The 16,105-nt window shown below is 41.5% G+C and carries 15 protein-coding genes and 1 pseudogene; 9 read left to right on the forward strand and 7 right to left on the reverse strand.

Annotated elements, in window-relative coordinates:
- The first annotated feature begins 8 nt into the window (after window positions 1–8).
- From ggt to sipW, 5 genes are all read left to right on the forward strand, one after another.
- Window positions 9–1,589, forward strand: coding sequence for a gamma-glutamyltransferase (gene ggt, locus ACQKIC_RS18395; protein ID WP_427592113.1), 1,581 nt, complete (start codon window positions 9–11; stop codon window positions 1,587–1,589).
- Window positions 1,590–2,282: 693 nt separating this feature from the next.
- Window positions 2,283–2,876: a TasA family protein gene (locus tag ACQKIC_RS18400; RefSeq protein WP_402955442.1), complete on the forward strand. Its 594-nt coding sequence runs from the start codon at window positions 2,283–2,285 to the stop codon at window positions 2,874–2,876.
- Between the two features lie 77 nt (window positions 2,877–2,953).
- Complete coding sequence (locus tag ACQKIC_RS18405; RefSeq protein ID WP_407407106.1) at window positions 2,954–4,543, forward strand: M4 family metallopeptidase; 1,590 nt, start codon at window positions 2,954–2,956, stop codon at window positions 4,541–4,543.
- A gap of 230 nt (window positions 4,544–4,773) precedes the next feature.
- Complete coding sequence (locus ACQKIC_RS18410) at window positions 4,774–5,247, forward strand: hypothetical protein (RefSeq protein ID WP_402955444.1); 474 nt, start codon at window positions 4,774–4,776, stop codon at window positions 5,245–5,247.
- Window positions 5,219–5,794, forward strand: coding sequence for a signal peptidase I SipW (gene sipW, locus ACQKIC_RS18415; protein WP_402955447.1), 576 nt, complete (start codon window positions 5,219–5,221; stop codon window positions 5,792–5,794). The genes ACQKIC_RS18410 and sipW overlap by 29 nt, the downstream gene beginning before the upstream one ends.
- A 110-nt stretch (window positions 5,795–5,904) precedes the next feature.
- On the opposite strand, the gene uraH is transcribed toward sipW, so the two are convergent.
- The 3 genes from uraH to ACQKIC_RS18430 are packed head-to-tail and all read right to left on the reverse strand — an operon-like array spanning window position 5,905 to window position 8,148.
- Window positions 5,905–6,264, reverse strand: a complete 360-nt coding sequence (uraH, locus tag ACQKIC_RS18420) for a hydroxyisourate hydrolase (protein ID WP_402867583.1) — start codon at window positions 6,262–6,264, stop codon at window positions 5,905–5,907.
- 46 nt (window positions 6,265–6,310) lie between these two features.
- Window positions 6,311–6,808 carry a 2-oxo-4-hydroxy-4-carboxy-5-ureidoimidazoline decarboxylase gene (uraD, locus tag ACQKIC_RS18425; RefSeq protein ID WP_402955449.1) on the reverse strand — a complete coding sequence of 166 codons (498 nt, stop codon included), beginning with the start codon at window positions 6,806–6,808 and terminating at the stop codon, window positions 6,311–6,313.
- A gap of 14 nt (window positions 6,809–6,822) precedes the next feature.
- Window positions 6,823–8,148, reverse strand: a complete 1,326-nt coding sequence (locus ACQKIC_RS18430; RefSeq protein ID WP_402955451.1) for a nucleobase:cation symporter-2 family protein — start codon at window positions 8,146–8,148, stop codon at window positions 6,823–6,825.
- A gap of 342 nt (window positions 8,149–8,490) precedes the next feature.
- Between ACQKIC_RS18430 and ACQKIC_RS18435 the strand changes: the two genes are divergently transcribed.
- The 4 genes and pseudogenes from ACQKIC_RS18435 to ACQKIC_RS18450 all read left to right on the forward strand — a co-directional run bounded on the left by ACQKIC_RS18435 (window position 8,491) and on the right by ACQKIC_RS18450 (window position 12,248).
- Window positions 8,491–8,808, forward strand: coding sequence for a DUF3870 domain-containing protein (locus tag ACQKIC_RS18435; protein ID WP_402990339.1), 318 nt, complete (start codon window positions 8,491–8,493; stop codon window positions 8,806–8,808).
- 148 nt (window positions 8,809–8,956) lie between these two features.
- Window positions 8,957–10,116 (forward strand): annotated as a pseudogene (locus ACQKIC_RS18440) (DUF819 domain-containing protein).
- Window positions 10,117–10,131: 15 nt separating this feature from the next.
- Window positions 10,132–11,214, forward strand: coding sequence for a dipeptide epimerase (locus ACQKIC_RS18445; RefSeq protein ID WP_427592114.1), 1,083 nt, complete (start codon window positions 10,132–10,134; stop codon window positions 11,212–11,214).
- A 26-nt stretch (window positions 11,215–11,240) separates the two neighbouring features.
- Complete coding sequence (locus ACQKIC_RS18450) at window positions 11,241–12,248, forward strand: NlpC/P60 family protein (protein ID WP_427592115.1); 1,008 nt, start codon at window positions 11,241–11,243, stop codon at window positions 12,246–12,248.
- 86 nt (window positions 12,249–12,334) lie between these two features.
- Here the strand turns inward: ACQKIC_RS18450 and ACQKIC_RS18455 are convergent, their stop codons facing one another.
- From ACQKIC_RS18455 to ACQKIC_RS18470, 4 genes are all read right to left on the reverse strand, one after another.
- On the reverse strand, window positions 12,335–12,844 hold the full coding sequence (locus ACQKIC_RS18455) for a DUF2798 domain-containing protein (RefSeq protein WP_427592116.1): 510 nt from the start codon (window positions 12,842–12,844) through the stop codon (window positions 12,335–12,337).
- 151 nt (window positions 12,845–12,995) lie between these two features.
- A complete protein-coding gene (locus tag ACQKIC_RS18460; protein ID WP_427592117.1) occupies window positions 12,996–13,556 on the reverse strand; it encodes a TetR/AcrR family transcriptional regulator in 561 nt (186 codons plus the stop codon).
- A gap of 262 nt (window positions 13,557–13,818) precedes the next feature.
- Window positions 13,819–14,193, reverse strand: a complete 375-nt coding sequence (locus tag ACQKIC_RS18465) for a VOC family protein (protein WP_427592118.1) — start codon at window positions 14,191–14,193, stop codon at window positions 13,819–13,821.
- Between the two features lie 170 nt (window positions 14,194–14,363).
- The gene (locus ACQKIC_RS18470; protein ID WP_427592119.1) at window positions 14,364–15,980 is read right to left on the reverse strand and encodes a PucR family transcriptional regulator; all 1,617 of its coding nucleotides are present in this window, start codon (window positions 15,978–15,980) and stop codon (window positions 14,364–14,366) included.
- Window positions 15,981–16,105 lie beyond the last annotated feature (125 nt).

A 16,105-nucleotide genomic window follows, 5' to 3' on the forward strand; every position in this document is an offset into this window, starting at 1 on the left:
GCAACTGTATGACACAATCGATTATCGGAACGAAGAGCATGGTAGTGAGCCCCCACTATTTAGCATCGATGGCGGGAAATCATATTCTCGAAAAAGGAGGCAATGCTTTTGATGCAGCGGTGGCTGTCAGCGCCTGCCTGGGTGTTGTTTATCCGCATATGACGGGACTTGGCGGTGATATGTTCTGGCTGAATTATGAAAACAGTGACGGGAAAATAAGTGTTTATAATGGTAGCGGACGATCTGGGGCAAATGTCAGCCGTGAAACGTATGCAGGGGAAGCGGCCATTCCCTTTCGTGGCATAAGGAGTGCCATCACCGTTCCGGGAATGGTAGATAGCTGGGATGCTATATTAAAAGAATTAGGTACCTTATCATTGGCTGAAGTTCTTGTACCGGCAATCGAGTATGCGGAAAATGGTTTTCCCATTACGAAGAACCAAGTGGACTATACAAAGCAGAACTGGGACTGGCTTTCAAAGATGCCGATCACAGCCGATATTTATGCGCCAGGAGGAAGAATTCCGGAAGTGGGGGAACGTTTTTTTCAAAAAGACTTGGCCCGTAGTTTAACCTTGATTGCTGAACGGGGGAGGGATGTTTTTTATCATGGCGAACTTGGTCAATCCATCGTTACTTATTTGCAGGAACAGGGTGGACTGTTAACCGCTGCTGACTTTGCCAACCATGAAGGTAACTGGGTCGAACCTATATCCACTACCTACCGCGACTATACCATTTATCAAGTCCCACCCAACTCTCAAGGGTTCGTCGGTTTGCTGGCGTTGAATATTCTAGAGAACTTTGACTTGGAAAACATGGAGCATGGATCTGCCGATTATTATCATCTATTGGCGGAGGCGTTAAAAGCAGGGTTTCGTGATAGAAACGAGGTATTAACGGATCCTGAATTCTTTGAGATTCCCCTGGGTAAGCTCCTTGATAAGCGATATGCTGCCAAGATCGGGGCAGCCATTCAACGAACGAAGGCAGAAAAGGTGGCTAGCCCGCCGATGGGCAGTGACACCGCTTATGCCGCCGTTGTAGATAAGGATGGGAATTCCGTATCATTCATTCAGAGCCTGTACTTCGAGTTCGGATCGGGTGTCGTTGCCGGGGATACAGGAGTGATTCTTCAAAACCGGGGGTCCTTTTTCTCGCTAGATTCCAACCATGTCAATACTTTGGAACCTAACAAGCGTTCCTTCCATACCCTGATGCCGGCAATGGCCTGTAAGGATGGAAAACCTAGCATTATTTACGGAACGCAAGGTGGGGAAGGTCAACCGCAGACGCAAACCGCGATCATTACCCGGATGATCGATTATGGGATGGATCCCCAAACGGCCATCAATGAGCCTCGTTTTGTCTGGGGCAGGACCTGGGGAGAATCTAGTGAGGCGTTACGCATCGAAAGTCGTGTCGAGAAAGATACCATTAAGGAACTCCAAGAAAAAGGGCATCTTGTCGAAGTCGTGGATGAGTTTGATGGGGCAATGGGACATGCGCAGGCCATCCGGATCGATGAGCATGGATTCCTTAAAGGTGGAGTCGACCCACGGGGAGACGGTGCAGCCGTCGGATCTTGAAAGAGTACGAACGTAACCTCGATATAACCTGATTTTATTTCATAAAAAACGTAGGGCCCAGGATTTTAAGCCGGGGCCCTACGTTTTTTACTATTACTTTTTTAAAGTTATCAACTTTTTAGTATTCACTCTCACTATATATATTTTAAATGAATAAGATGTTAGTTAGTTCCTACAGAAAATACTACTTTAGTCTAGTGATATATTAAATATAGGAAAATAATACCATTTTAACCATTGCTGACTATCATTAAATATACGGACCTAGCAATTCCAGCGTCATTTTAAGATGGCAGTCGGAAGCTCTTTCTCGCTATTTTCCTACTTCTATACAAGGATTAACCTTGGGAAAGTGTCGAAGACTAAGGGTAAAGTGGATAATTTAAAAGATAATATTTTTTGAAATCCTAAAAAGATTATAAACATATAAGACTATATACAATAATATGTAAAATTAGGTAATATTATGTAAATACATTCTTTATTGAGAACAAATAAATCTTAATAAGGAATATTATGGAGTGAATGTACTCCTAGATTAGTATTGTAAGGTTGCTTCAAGGGTACTCATACGAGTTAAAAAATAAAAGGGAGGAGATAATTTACTTTATATTCCATATTATATAACTTGCAACATGAAGAAGGCTACTAAAGATTTTTAGAAGTAAAAATAGAAATGCGGGGGGAATTGAAGTGGGTATGAAGAAAAAGTTAGGTTTAGGTATTGCATCAGCAGCATTAGGACTATCACTGATTGGTGGGGGTACATATGCTTATTTCAGCGATCAAGAAGTAACCAATAATACGTTCGCAGCCGGTACATTGGATTTGTCCATTAATCCACAAACAATCGTCAATCTTGAGAATATGAAACCTGGTGACTCGAAAACAACTGAATTTAAATTAGCGAATAATGGTTCGTTGAAAATTAAAAACGTCAATCTAAAAACAGCGTATTCGGTTGTCGATGCGAAGGGTGACAATGGTTCTGAGGATTTCGGGAAGCATATCCGAGTGAACTTCTTATGGAATTGGGACAAAGAGAATGAACCTATTTTTGAGACAACACTGCAAGAATTGAAAAATATGGATCCAGACCTTGTTAAAAAGAGTGTTCTAGACCCTTTCTTTGCAAAAAATGGTGGGCTTGAACCGGGTGCTGAAAACGATCTTTGGGTACAGTTTGAATTTATCGATAATGGTGAAGATCAAAATGTATTACAAGGCGATCAACTTAAACTTGACTGGACATTTATCGCCAATCAAACGGCTGGTGAAGCTAAGTAAAATTTCTCATATACCTATGAGAAGTAATTTAAAAACTATTTATCAGGGAGATGAGATAATTGAAAGTAAATAAGAAAATGGTTTCTACTACTTTAGCTCTATCCGTTTTTTTAGGGACGTTCGGTACAGCTGGATCACTTGTAGGTGCTCAGGATACTATTAAATATAATGATGAATATAAAACTCCTTCTTTTATTGGTGAAACCTGGTCCCCAAAAGGGAAAAGTGGCTTAAGTAAGAAGGAAATCGCCTATTCTTTCCTTAATGAAAATAGTAAGAAGTTTAAACTAAAAGGTGATATGAAAAAAAACTTTAAAGTAATAGACGAACAAGCTGATAAAGAGGTCGGAACCCATCACTTTAGACTGATTGAACAGTATAAAGGAGTTCCTATATACGGATCGGATTCGACGATAGCGATTGACGAGAATAATAATGTTACGTCGTTCTTCGGTGAAGTAGTACCTGATCTAGAGAATGAAAATATCAAGACAGAGGTTGCCATTTCTGAAACAGAGGCGATTGAAGTAGCAAAACAGGATCTTGAAAAGAAAATTGGCAAGGTAGATCAGTATGATGGTGACATTGCCGTTGAACAGTATATTTATGAATTCGATGGAGCATTCCATAATACTTTTCTAGTTAAAGCTTCTACTATTGAACCCGAGGTTGGATACTGGCATTATTTCATTGATTCTACCAATGGAAAAATTGTAGATAACTATAATGCTTCCCATGAAGTTACGGCATTTGGTAATGGCGTATTTAATAACAAGCAGATGTTTGAAGCGCAATATGCTAACGGGGTGTATGGTCTCACTGATGTGACGCGAGGTAAAGGTGTAGTCACCAATGATGCAAAGAATGGCAATCGACTAGTCACAAGTCTTATTAAAATGTTTAAAGACGGTGCTGCTGTAGATGCACATGCAAATGCACAAAAGACCTATGATTATTTCAAAGGCACATTTGGGCGTAATTCGGTTGATGATAAGGGTCAACAGTTAATTTCTTCGGTCCATGTGAATAATAATTGGAATAATGCATCCTGGAATGGAAGAACGATGTCATATGGTGATGGTGATGGCATCGCCTATCATAATTTCGCGGGAGGTTTGGATGTTGCTGCGCATGAGATGGCGCATGGTGTGACTGAACATACGGCAAATCTAATCTATCGAAATGAATCCGGGGCCTTAAACGAATCCATGTCAGATATATTTGCTGCCATGGTAGACAGAAGTGATGAAGAATGGCTAATTGGAGAAACAATCGTTAAGGATGGAAGAAAGGGATTGCGTTCCATGAGTAATCCGGCAGAAATCGTTGACGTCAGAACGGATAGCGGCTATTCTCCAGATCATTGGAGTAAAAGGTATACAGGTACTTTAGATAGTGGTGGCGTTCATATCAACAGTAGTATCAATAACAAGGCAGCTTACCTGATCTCAGAGGGTGGAACTCATTATGGAGTTACCGTGAGTGGGGTTGGTCGTGAAGCGACAGAACAAATTTATTACCGCGCCCTTTCTAAATACCTGACAGCCAGTTCAAACTTTACAATGATGAAAGAAGCAGCTATTCAGGCTGCAACGGATTTATATGGAGCTAGCTCAAAAGAAGTAAGAGCTGTAAAAGCTGCATATATCGCTGTTGGTGTGAACTAAGAGTTTAAAAAGTGGAGGTGTCCCAAAAGTGTTCTTTTGGGCACTTCTTTTATATCGAATACTTGAAGTACATTCTATACATAGGAGTTCCAGAGCATTAGTCTAGGAATCGTAAATCTGAAAGGCAGCAAGCACTATAAAGAATGAAGCCTAGGAAGAAGGGGTTTCCAATACTAAATAAAAAGGGAATTTGGAAGAGAAAAAAACTATTATGGACATTAACCAAGCTGGTGGCTATATGGTATTTATTTTTAGGAACAGTGGTGGCTGTTACGGGGCAAACGAATGCCTATTACACCGACATGGAACTAGTAAACCAAGAGATTCAAATTGGGACTTGGGAGATAGCCGAGGACATGGATTGCTCTAACGCAAAAGAGAATGAAAATCATGAAGAATGTGAAGAAGTGAAGGAACCGATCGACGATGAGCCAGATCCAAATGAAAATCAGGAGAATGAGAGTGCTGAGCCCGAAACTGAGGAGAATGAAGAAGCAAAGGACTCTGATGAAAAAGTAGAGGATTCCACTAAAGACGAAATTGAAAATAAGCCTAAAGAAAACGAGGCTATCGATAAAGAAAAAGAAGAAAGTGAGTTACCGATTAAAAAGGACCCTATTACAGAGGATGAGAACACAGATGGTAAGGTAGATAATAAGTCAGGAGGCGAAGAGTTTGAAAAGAACGCTGAAAGTAATAAGTAATTTGATTACAGTGGTACTATTTTTAAACTTAATGGTAATGGTATTTCTTGTCATATCTTCAAAAGCATCTGGGGGGGAACCCCAGGTTATGGGGTATCAGCTTAAAACTGTTTTGTCCGGGTCGATGGAACCTACCTTTCAAACCGGGTCAGTTATAGCTGTCAAGCCACTAAGTTCAGACGAGAAACTAGCCCTTAAAAAAGGGGATATCATCACCTTCCAAACAAGTGAGGAAATACTCATAACGCATAGGATCACCAAGGTGAACAGTAGCGGAGAGCATGTTCTTTATGATACGAAAGGTGATAATAATAAAACTGCAGATGCTGACCCGGTTCTATCCGATAATATTGTAGCTCTATACTCTGGATTCACCATCCCTTATGTAGGATATTTCATCGATTTCACCCAATCAAAAGAAGGTGCTGCCCTTTTACTGATTGGTCCGGGTTTATTGCTCTTAGCTTACTCAGGTTTTTGCATCTATCAAGGGTTAAGAGAAGTGGAATCAACCGAAAAACTAACACCCAAGAAAAAAATAGTGTGATGGTGTATGGGCTTAAAAAGACTAATGAATCAATAAGCAGGAAACCCCCGGCAAAGGGACAATGTATATGCCTCTTTGCCGGGGGTTTGTTTGTAGTATTCCTAAATTCATTAACTTCCCCGGTATACCTGATAGCCCCATGGGGAGACGAGTAAAGGCACATGATAGTGGGAAGCGGGGGACGCTAGACCGAAGCGGATAGGAACTTGGTCCAAAAAGGGAGGGTCAGGTAGCTCAATTGATTGACCGCGGAAGTAATCGCCGATATGAAAGACGATTTCGTACTGTCCGGTTTTTGCCTCTTCCCCGGTGAGGAGAGGGGCATCGAGCCGCCCATCCGCGTTCGTGACAGCTGTTTGGAGTAGCTGCCAGGTAGAGGATGATGATTCGGAGTAATATAATTCAATCGTGACGTTTGCAGCGGGTTTCCCGTGCGTTAAGTCCAAGATATGCGTTGTTAAACCAGACATATATGTCTCCTTATCCCTTGCATTCTTCGGCCAAGGCCGAGACTATTTAGCTTTTGATTTTTTCTTGTAAACGAAAGAACGCTATTTGATAAATCTCTGCTAAGGCTATTTCAAACTCGGTTTCTTCTGTATGATGAATCCTTAATTCCATTGCTTCATATATGTCATGCTTATCCTTGCCGCGTACTGCGAGGATGAAGGGGAAGCCGAACTTTTTTTGATAACGCCTATTTAATGAAAGGAAATTTTCGTATTCCAAAACGGTAAGGTCCTTTAATCCCGCTCCTCGTTGTTCCTTGGTCGAGTCAGCTGTCATTTCGACTTTTTCACCCAGGTTTGGGTGCTTCCTTATTAAATCCATTTGCATTTCCTTAGGTGCGTGGTTCACGATATCGACCATGCATTGATGAAGGCTTAATAAGGAAGAAAACGGCCTGGACGCTGAGGCTTGCTCTGGAATCCAAGGTGAGTGCTCGAAAATATCCCCGAGAATCTCCGTGAATTCCTTATCGCTTTTTTTCTGTAACATCTCCAATGTGATCATGTTCTAGGCTCCTTTTATACGCTTTTGGCTAAGAGCTGGTCCGTTTTAGGCACCACTCTAGGATCTGATTTTTTATTCCGGGGAGTTAAAATTAAGTTCAGGATGATGGCTGTCAGGCTACCGGTAATGATTCCATCGCCGACAACAATACGAATCGCTTCCGGCAGGCTCGAGAACAATTCGGGAACGACCGTTGCGCCGAGACCCAATGATACCGAACATGCGATGACCAATAAATTCGAGTTATCGGAAAAGTCTACATCGCCTAACATCTTGATTCCTGAGGATACAACCATCCCGAACATGACGACGGTAGCTCCACCAAGAACGGCTGTAGGAATCAATGTAGCGAGTGCTGCAATTTTTGGAACCAGTCCAAGCCCGATTAAAATGAAACCTGCCGCGATGGTGATGGATCGTTTTTTCACGCCGGACAATTGAACCAGTCCGACATTTTGTGCGAATGTGCTATAGGGAAAGGCGTTGAAGATTCCTCCTAAAGTGAAGGCAAGCCCTTCTGCACGATAGCCCCGTACAATATCCCGTTCCTTCAAGGCACGCCCGGTTATTTTTCCAAGGGCAAGGAAGGCACCGGTCGATTCGATTAGGATGACCGTTCCGACTAGCATCATCGTCAGGATAGGCGCGATTTCAAAGGTGGGTACGCCGAAGTAGAATGGAGCTGGGACATGAAACCACGAGGCTTCCATGACGGTGGAAAAATCCATTTTTCCTGTAAATGCGGAAACGACCGTTCCTGCGATGATGCCGACCAATACGGAAATGGCACGGATGAATCCAGTGAAATACCGATTCATCAGTAAAATGATGGAAAGGACACCGAATGAGAGCATGAGGTTTTCAGCTGAACCAAAGTCTTTGCTTCCTGCACCGCCAGCCATGTTTTTAATGCCGGTGGGAACTAAGGATAATCCAATGATGATGACGACTGTCCCAGTCACGACAGGAGGAAATAACTTTAGTAGCTTGCCAAAGATATTGGAGAAAAAAATGATGAACAGACCTGCTGCGATGATCGATCCATATATGGCGGAAATGCCATAGTTACTTCCTATGGAAATCATGGGAGTGACCGCTACGAAGGAAGTCCCTAAAACAATCGGGAGCCCAATGCCGAAGAATTTGTTTTTCCATGCTTGGAGTAACGTCGCGATTCCACAGGTTAATAAGTCAATGGCAATGAGGTAAGCAAGCTGTTGAGGAGTGAAGCCTAAGGCGCCTCCGACGATGATGGGCACCAGGATTGCCCCTGCATACATGGCGAGGACATGCTGTAGGCCTAAGGAGAAAACCTTGGACTTGCCAACTTTTTCATTCATATAAGTAAAACTCCCTTCTTGAAAAAAATGTCATATAATATAACGCATACTTGTTATGATTAATATCATCATAATAAATATTCTGATAATTGTCATTGGGTATTGTAACTAATTTTCAGAGGGGATTATGGACAAACTATATAAAGAGAGAACAAGGTAGTCCAAAGGATGATAGAGTATTTTCCTGCTGGCTTACTTGAAAAGTGGGGATTTGTCGTAATATGCGAAATATATTGACAGATTCATAATGAACATATTAGTATATATGTAATCATTTGGTTGGAATTTAGATATCTCCATATATACCTGTTGGATGTCTGTAATGACAGGAGGCCACTAAGGATGTTTCAGGAAAATACAGTGTACATAGTGGGCGAGTCAAAGGCGGCGTCCAATAATCCGATTACTCAGCAGTTTAACTGCTTTTTTATTGGATTGGTCATTGATAGTGATACACATGAGATCGTGGATGTGGAATGTTCGACTACAATATCGCTTACATCCAAGTTCATTCGCTCCATGTTGAATGGACATTCCATTCTTCAACCTGATGTGTTGGAGAAGGAAATTGAGAAACGGTATTTTGGTTCTTCTCAGAAAGCTCTGACCGTTGCCATAAGGAATGCAAGTATTAAATATCTTCAACTTAATAAGATATAGCTGCTTCTTTTGTTAGACGCAATTGAAATCCAGCTGTTAAAGAGTGTATTCGTGCGCTCTTTGGCAGCTGGATTTTTTTATTAGGGACATGTTGACTAAATCGTAGTTTAGTAGAACGGAATCCCTTGACTATAAGGAGGTATGGGAAATGATTCAAGATGGTGTGATGTTTGTCTGTTTTTTATTGGCATTTACTGCTGCGATTGCCGTAGTGGAGAAGAAAGTAGGAGGAAAGTTCTTCAAGTATGTACCTGGCATTGTCCTCATTTATATTGGAGCGGCCTTGATGAAGACATTTGGGCTCTTTTCAGACAGTGAATCAGTCGAAAATGCATATGGTACTGTCAGGGGTCTCCTGCTTCCAGCCATGCTGATGCTCATGTTGTTGCAATGTGATATGCGTAAAATAATGAGACTTGGACCGAAGATGCTTTTAACTTTTTTGCGGCATCTATCAGTATCATAGGAGGGTTCACTCTAACTTACGTCTTGATGAATGGTTTTTATGCGGAAGGAACTTGGAAGGCATTTTCGGCTTTGAGTGCAAGTTGGACTGGGGGATCGGCCAACATGGTGATCCTGCAAGGGATATTGGATGTACCTGAAAATATCTTTGGTTATGCGTTAATCATGGATACAGTCAATTACTCCATTTGGGTTATGTTTTTGTTCTGGTTGGTACCTCTAGCCGGGAAATTCAATTTTTGGACCAAAGCGGATACTTCTTTCATTGAACAAATGACCTCCGAGCTTGAAGCGGGAGAAACGACAAAGACGGAATTTGGCTTCGTGGAATTGATCGGTTTCTTGGCGCTCGCTTTAATCGTATCAGCAGGGGCAACGAAAATCGGGGAAAATCTGCCAGTGTTGGGTGCTGCAGTGAATGGGACGACGTGGACCATCATCATCGCGTCGACTGTAGGGTTGCTTCTGGCCGTCACGAAGGTTGGGCGCATCGCGGGCTCCATGGAAATTTCCAAAGTCATGCTGTATATAGTCATTGGTTTAATTGCCTCCCATGCCGATTTTTCACAGCTGTTTCAAGCACCTGTGTATATTCTATCCGGTTTCATGATTCTATTCTTCCATGGATTGATCATGGTCATTTTGGCAAAAGTCTTCAAGTTGGATCTATTTACAATGGGAGTTGCCTCATTGGCTAATATAGGAGGGGTTGCTTCAGCTCCGATATTGGCGGGCGCATTTAACCGGGCTCTAATACCTGTCGGAATCCTGATGGCTGTTTTGGGTAGTCTTCTGGGTACCTATTTTGGAATATTTACGTCATATATACTATCAAGCTTTTAAGGAAGGAATGTTACGATGAAGATTGAAAGTTTACAAGTATCAGTGGAAACTCTACCACTCATCAAACCATTCAAGACTGCCTTGCGCACTGCAATGGAAATTGAGAACATCATGGTTTCCGTGAAGTTGGAGGATGGTACGGAAGGATTGGGTGCAGCAGCCCCGACGGTTGCCATCACAGGAGATTCCACTAATGGAATCATGACGGTCATTGAAGAAGTGATCGCGCCACATCTCATTGGCCGTGACATTGAGAGTATTCATGTATTGTCTCAGGTAATCCAACAATCCTGTGTAGGCAATACAAGTGCAAAAGCTGCTGTTGAAATCGCTTTGTATGATGCAGTCAGCAAAAGGTGGCAGCTCCCTTTATATCAATATCTGGGTGGGAAATCGAATGAGCTGAAAAACGATATGACAATCAGTATTGATACACCTGATGAAATGGCAAAGGCGGCCTTGTCTCTAATAGAAGGTGGATTTTCAACGATGAAAATCAAGCTGGGGAAGGATTGGAAGAGTGATGTGGAACGGGTCTCCCGCATTCGAGAAGCTGTGGGGGATCAAGTCATCATCCGGGTCGACGCGAATCAAGGATGGACAACAAAACAAGCAATCTCCATCATTCGTGAAATCGAGGAGAGGAAGCTGAACGTTGATTTGGTGGAACAGCCTGTGCAAGCACATGACATCGATGGTTTGAAAGAAATAAAGAGGTCGGTGAACGTGCCGATCATGGCCGACGAAAGCCTGTTTTCCCCTCGTGATGCCTTGAGACTTTTAAGTGAACGGGCTGTTGATTTACTGAATATTAAATTAATGAAAACCGGAGGAATTCGGCGTGCACTTCAGATCGCGGATATGGCAGAAGTAGCCGGGGTTGAATGCATGATCGGAAGTATGATGGAATCAACCATAAGTGTAGCGGCCGCAGCTCATTTGGCAACCGCGCATCCAAACATCACGAAGATTGATCTGGATGCACCATTATGGATTAAGGATGAACCATTTGAAGGACTTCAATTTAAGAAAGACCACCTCTTCATTACCGATAAACCTGGACTAGGGGTCAAGAGGAAATCCTCTTTTACTCAATAAAAATTTTTGGAAGGGTGATTATGTAGATGGAAAGAAAAAAGGTATTGGTTTTAGTGCTATCTTTCTTTGCACTTAGTATTTTACTATTCAGTTCAAGTGAAGCAAGCGCAAAAGAAAAAGTGAGAAGTGCCTATGTAGATGTAGCGGTTGCCACTCTGTGGACGGAGCCGGACCTATTAAGACAATTGGATGCTCCTTCTGCGTCGAACCCCGTTGATTTGAATGCCTGGATCAAGTCCATGAAGTATGAGGACAAGCTGTGGCTTGTGGGTAACCTGGAAACACAGGCGTTATATGGGTCAAAAGTGACCATACTCGAAGAACGAGGAAATTGGGTGAAAGTAGCAGTAGCCAATCAGTTGACACCCCGAAATGAAGCGGGTTATCCAGGATGGATGCCAAAAGGGCAATTGAAGACAGAAAAGGCCTTTGAAAAACAACTCTCTAAAGGGTTAGTCCTTGTGGATGCTCCCAAGACTTGGCTTTATTCGGATTCGAAACAGCGGTCGAAATTCATGGAAGTCAGCTTTGATACACGCCTTCCACTTTTACAGGTGAAAAAAGATAAGGTAAAAGTTATGACACCAAGTGATGGAGCCAAATGGATAGATAAGAAAGACGTAGAGATCTATCAAAATGAAAATCAAATTCCAAAACCGACGGGTACGGACATCGTGCAATCGGGCAAAGGATTTTTAGGTCTTCCTTATCTATGGGCCGGAATGTCCGGTTTTGGATTTGACTGTTCCGGGTTTACCTATACGATGTACCACGCTAATGGAATAACGATTCCAAGGGACTCTTCCGTTCAGGCGCAACAAGGGGAAATGGTGAAACGGGAAAACCTTGAACCAGGCGATTTACTCTTTTTTGCCTATGATAAAGGAAAAGGGAAGGTCCACCATGTAGGGATGTATATAGGAAAAGGGAAGATGATTCATTCGCCAAACACCTCTACACATGTAAGGATAGATGAAATCGATACATCGGGTTACGGTGAAGAATATGCTGGGGCAAGAAGATATCTAGATTAACTTTAGGCGTTATGATAGTCAAAAGGGGTTCGAAATCTTCATTTCGAACCCCTTTTATTTTGATATTCAGTTCGTCATCCTGGGCATTATTTTATAATGGCAACGGCAGGATCTTTTTTATCTTGATTAGCATGTATTTTTACCATGGCCATTCTTGCAAGGGGTTGAATGACTAAACTCTCAGCAATAAGAACGATGAAGAAGTTTCTTGGCCAATATGAAATAAAGTTGCTAAAGGTATCCGAATTAAAACCGTTACCGATGATTCCGCCAATGAAAGTCATGCACATGGACATGCCGAATACAGTGAATACGATACGGAATAAAATCTTTGCGTTAAAGCTATCTGTTGGTTGAGTGAACTTTTTTACCATGTTTTCTGCAATGCGTCCTACAAGGACTGGCTCAATGACCATGGCGATAATAAACATGATTGGCCAAATTTTGATAATATCTATTGCAATTTCCCCGTTAAATTCACCAGTTACTGTAATGATACTGAATGACGACATGAATAAAGAGGTAAGAAAACAGATGATACCTCCGTATAATGCGCCCTCTTTGCCGTTTCTTGGTAATCTAGTTTCGTTTTTCAATGTTTTCTTCCTTCCGAAAATACATATTTAGACGTTGTGGCTACGTGATCAATACACGTAAAAGGTATTTACACTAACTGATTTCTAAGGCGTAATGAAAATCCCTCAACAAGCAAGTCGAGGGGCTTTGTATGGACGTAATTATATTACATTAATACGCCTTTAATAAATTGGGCAATCCCTTTGAAATCGTTCTTAATGGTTCGCTCGAGTTTTTTGTTAAACAAAGCATGATCCCACCTTCGATGGTAGCGGTCAGCATTAATGCCAGTGCCTGAGCTGCTTCTTTGGAAAAGCCATCTTCTATTAATTTGATTGAATAAATATCTTGAATCTTTGTGAAAGTGAGAGCACATGTGGTTCTCACTGGTTCGCTTAGCGATCCCATTTCGCTTACGATACTACTGAATGTATAACCAGTAATCATCCCATCACGATCATACTGAACGGCCAGTTTTTCAATCATCGATTGAGTAGCCATTTGTGTAGTTGGATGTTTTTGGAAAATTTCTTTCATATCCGAAGTGATAATAGTATTCAAAGATTGAAGACAAGCGATGAGTAATTCTTCTTTTCCGTTGGGGAAATGGTGATAAAGTGAGCCTTTTGAAATGTTACATTTCTTTAAGATTTCATTTAATCCTACGCCTAAATATCCTTTTTTCTGAAAAAGGTTTGTAGCGATGTCAATGATTAGTGATTTTGTATCCAATCGCAGTAAACCTCCTCTAAACCAACCGGTCTGTTTTTAAATATATCAAAATAATGTTTTATAAGTCAAGATAATTATAAATTCTAATTTTTAATTATCTTGAAGTTTATCCCGATTCCAATCCTACTTGGATACCGCATATGTGGATGGTGGATACAACGATATATTCTGTGCTTCCATAAAAAAGAGAGCCCTTAACAGGCTCCTGAATACTCCCAATCATTCTTATTCTTTGTAAGTTCTGTCTGGTCTTGGACGGTATTTAGCTTTTGAACCGTTCAAGCAATTCCATGCGGTTACCGAAAGGGTCGGAAATGAAGAATCTTTTAACACCTGGGATTCTATCGTCCTCCATGACATCGATTCCATTTGTTACTAAATGCTGTTTTAAAGCTTCTATATTCTCTACTTCAAAAGCGGGATGAGCTTTTTTTGCCGGATAAAATGGTTCTTCGATTCCGATATGTATTTGGTGATTGGCGAATTCAAACCAAACGCCACCGCGTTTCTTTAGGGCTTCAGGTTTCTCGACTTCATCAAAGCCTAGCAGGTCCTTGAAAAATGTTCTTGCCTTGTCCTCACTGCCTTTAGGGGCGGCGAGCTGAATATGGTCAATGGACTTAAAAGTAAATGGCATGTAAATCAATCCCCTCTGGATCCAAATGGATAGTATGTTCTTGATTCAAATCTTACACCTATTGTAATAATAAGGAAATTATAAAGTTGTTATTTAAGTTGATAAGTCTTGCTTATGGTTAACGATCCTAACGTGTTTGTAATGGAAGGATATAATTGGAAAGTCGAAATCTAAGTGGTTAGCAGGGTGTTGATCCTTAGGGCAAGTCGTATTTGCAGTGTGGTTTCAGGGTCTTTCAGGCTCTTCCCAAGTAGTTCCTCGCATTTCTCGAGTCTGTATACAACGGTGTTCCGATGAACAAATAATCTCTTGGCTGTTTCGGAAATTTGGCAATGGGTCTCCAGGTAGACGGATAGTGTCTGCAATAATGGTTCTTGCTCTTCGTTCTTTATTTTCGAAAATCCTTGTAGGGCGAAGTGGTTAAAGTTCTTTAGGTCTTCCTCAGGGATGATTCGTAGCAATTCCATGATGTCTTTTGTCCGGAATGTCTGGATATATCCAGCCCTTTTTGATAGACCGCCTTCCTTGAGGGAGTCATTCGCTTCCTTGAAGGCGTGTTTGATCTGAAGAAATTTCGGGGCCATATGGCTGACTCCGAACGACATGGTACAGTCAAATTGTTTATTCACTGTTCTTTGCAAGGCATGTAAGGAGGATTCTACATATTGAAGGGAATGGTTTGAATCTTCGTTTACCTCATATAAAAGAATGCACTTCTTTCCTTTTGTAAAGAGGTGGATAGGGAGGGTTGAGTCGAGAAGTTCCTCTTCTAAAAATGCATAAACCGAATCGGCTTTTTCCTGTTGCTGTGTATAGTTTTTACTTTCATGGGTTTCGTCCATTTTCCCAACGACGCATATATATGTTTGTTCGTTATGTAAAGAGAACTCTTTTGCCCGGTTTATGATTTCCTCCTGTGAGGAGAAGCTGCCATCAAGGACATGGAGGAAGAATTCATTTCGTATATTTCGATCATGCTGTTTGAGTGCGTGCTCTTTCATTAATGCGAAGGAGATGACGTTTGTGGCCTGTTCGATTGTTAAGGTAATCAAATTGTCGCTAGACTTGATTTCTCCTGAAATGGTCAAATATCCAAATATTTTTCCATCCAGATAGATGGGGAAAACAGTATAGGTTTGCTGATTGGATAGGACTGAAAATGAGAAAAAAGGAGACTTGGTTAGTTGAAAATTGTTTCCTTCACTGATCATTTTTTTGATTATTGAAAAAACTGAAGAGATGCGATATGGATGAATCATCGGTTTAAGGTATTGATCAACCAATGTGATGGGAAATTCAATCATATTGGATAAATGATCAAGTAATTTCTGAATTCCTTTTCCACGCATAATGAGATTGGTGAATTGTTTATGTGTCTCCATCGCGTGCGTTAATTCATTGGCGCGTTGATCTAGAATTTGCCGGAGTATGAGATTGGTGATTTCACCGAGAGACAAGTCTGCGGGAAGATCGATTATAGGAAGAGAGAGTTCGTTGGCAAGTTGAAGTATCTCCTCAGGTACTTCCTTCAAGTACCGTCGAGTCTTGATGCCGAGTGCGGCACAACCTTGTTTGGCCATGCCTTCGATGAGAGTCTTGAATAAGAGTGGCTGGTCCTTCAGGTGGTACGCGGTCGTTACGAGAAATTCATTCGGTTTTAGAAAATGGATGATATCCGGGGCATCCATCATGTTGACCGTTTGTACTTCCCCATCCAAACCTAATTCTCCAGCGATAACGTGCATGCCGGGTAAAAACGGCAAATGTAAAAGTTCGGCTACCTTCATCTAAACACACCTCATTCATTAAGATTTTGATTATCTAGGGGTGCGCGAGTGTAATAGTCTTTTCCTATAGAACGTGCTGTGGACTATTTCCTTATCGCCTTCATGATGTGAGTTTTTTTCTATCA

The organism is Peribacillus sp. NPDC046944 (genome assembly GCF_050272735.1).
In the GTDB taxonomy this organism is placed as follows: Bacteria; Bacillota; Bacilli; order Bacillales; family DSM-1321; genus Peribacillus.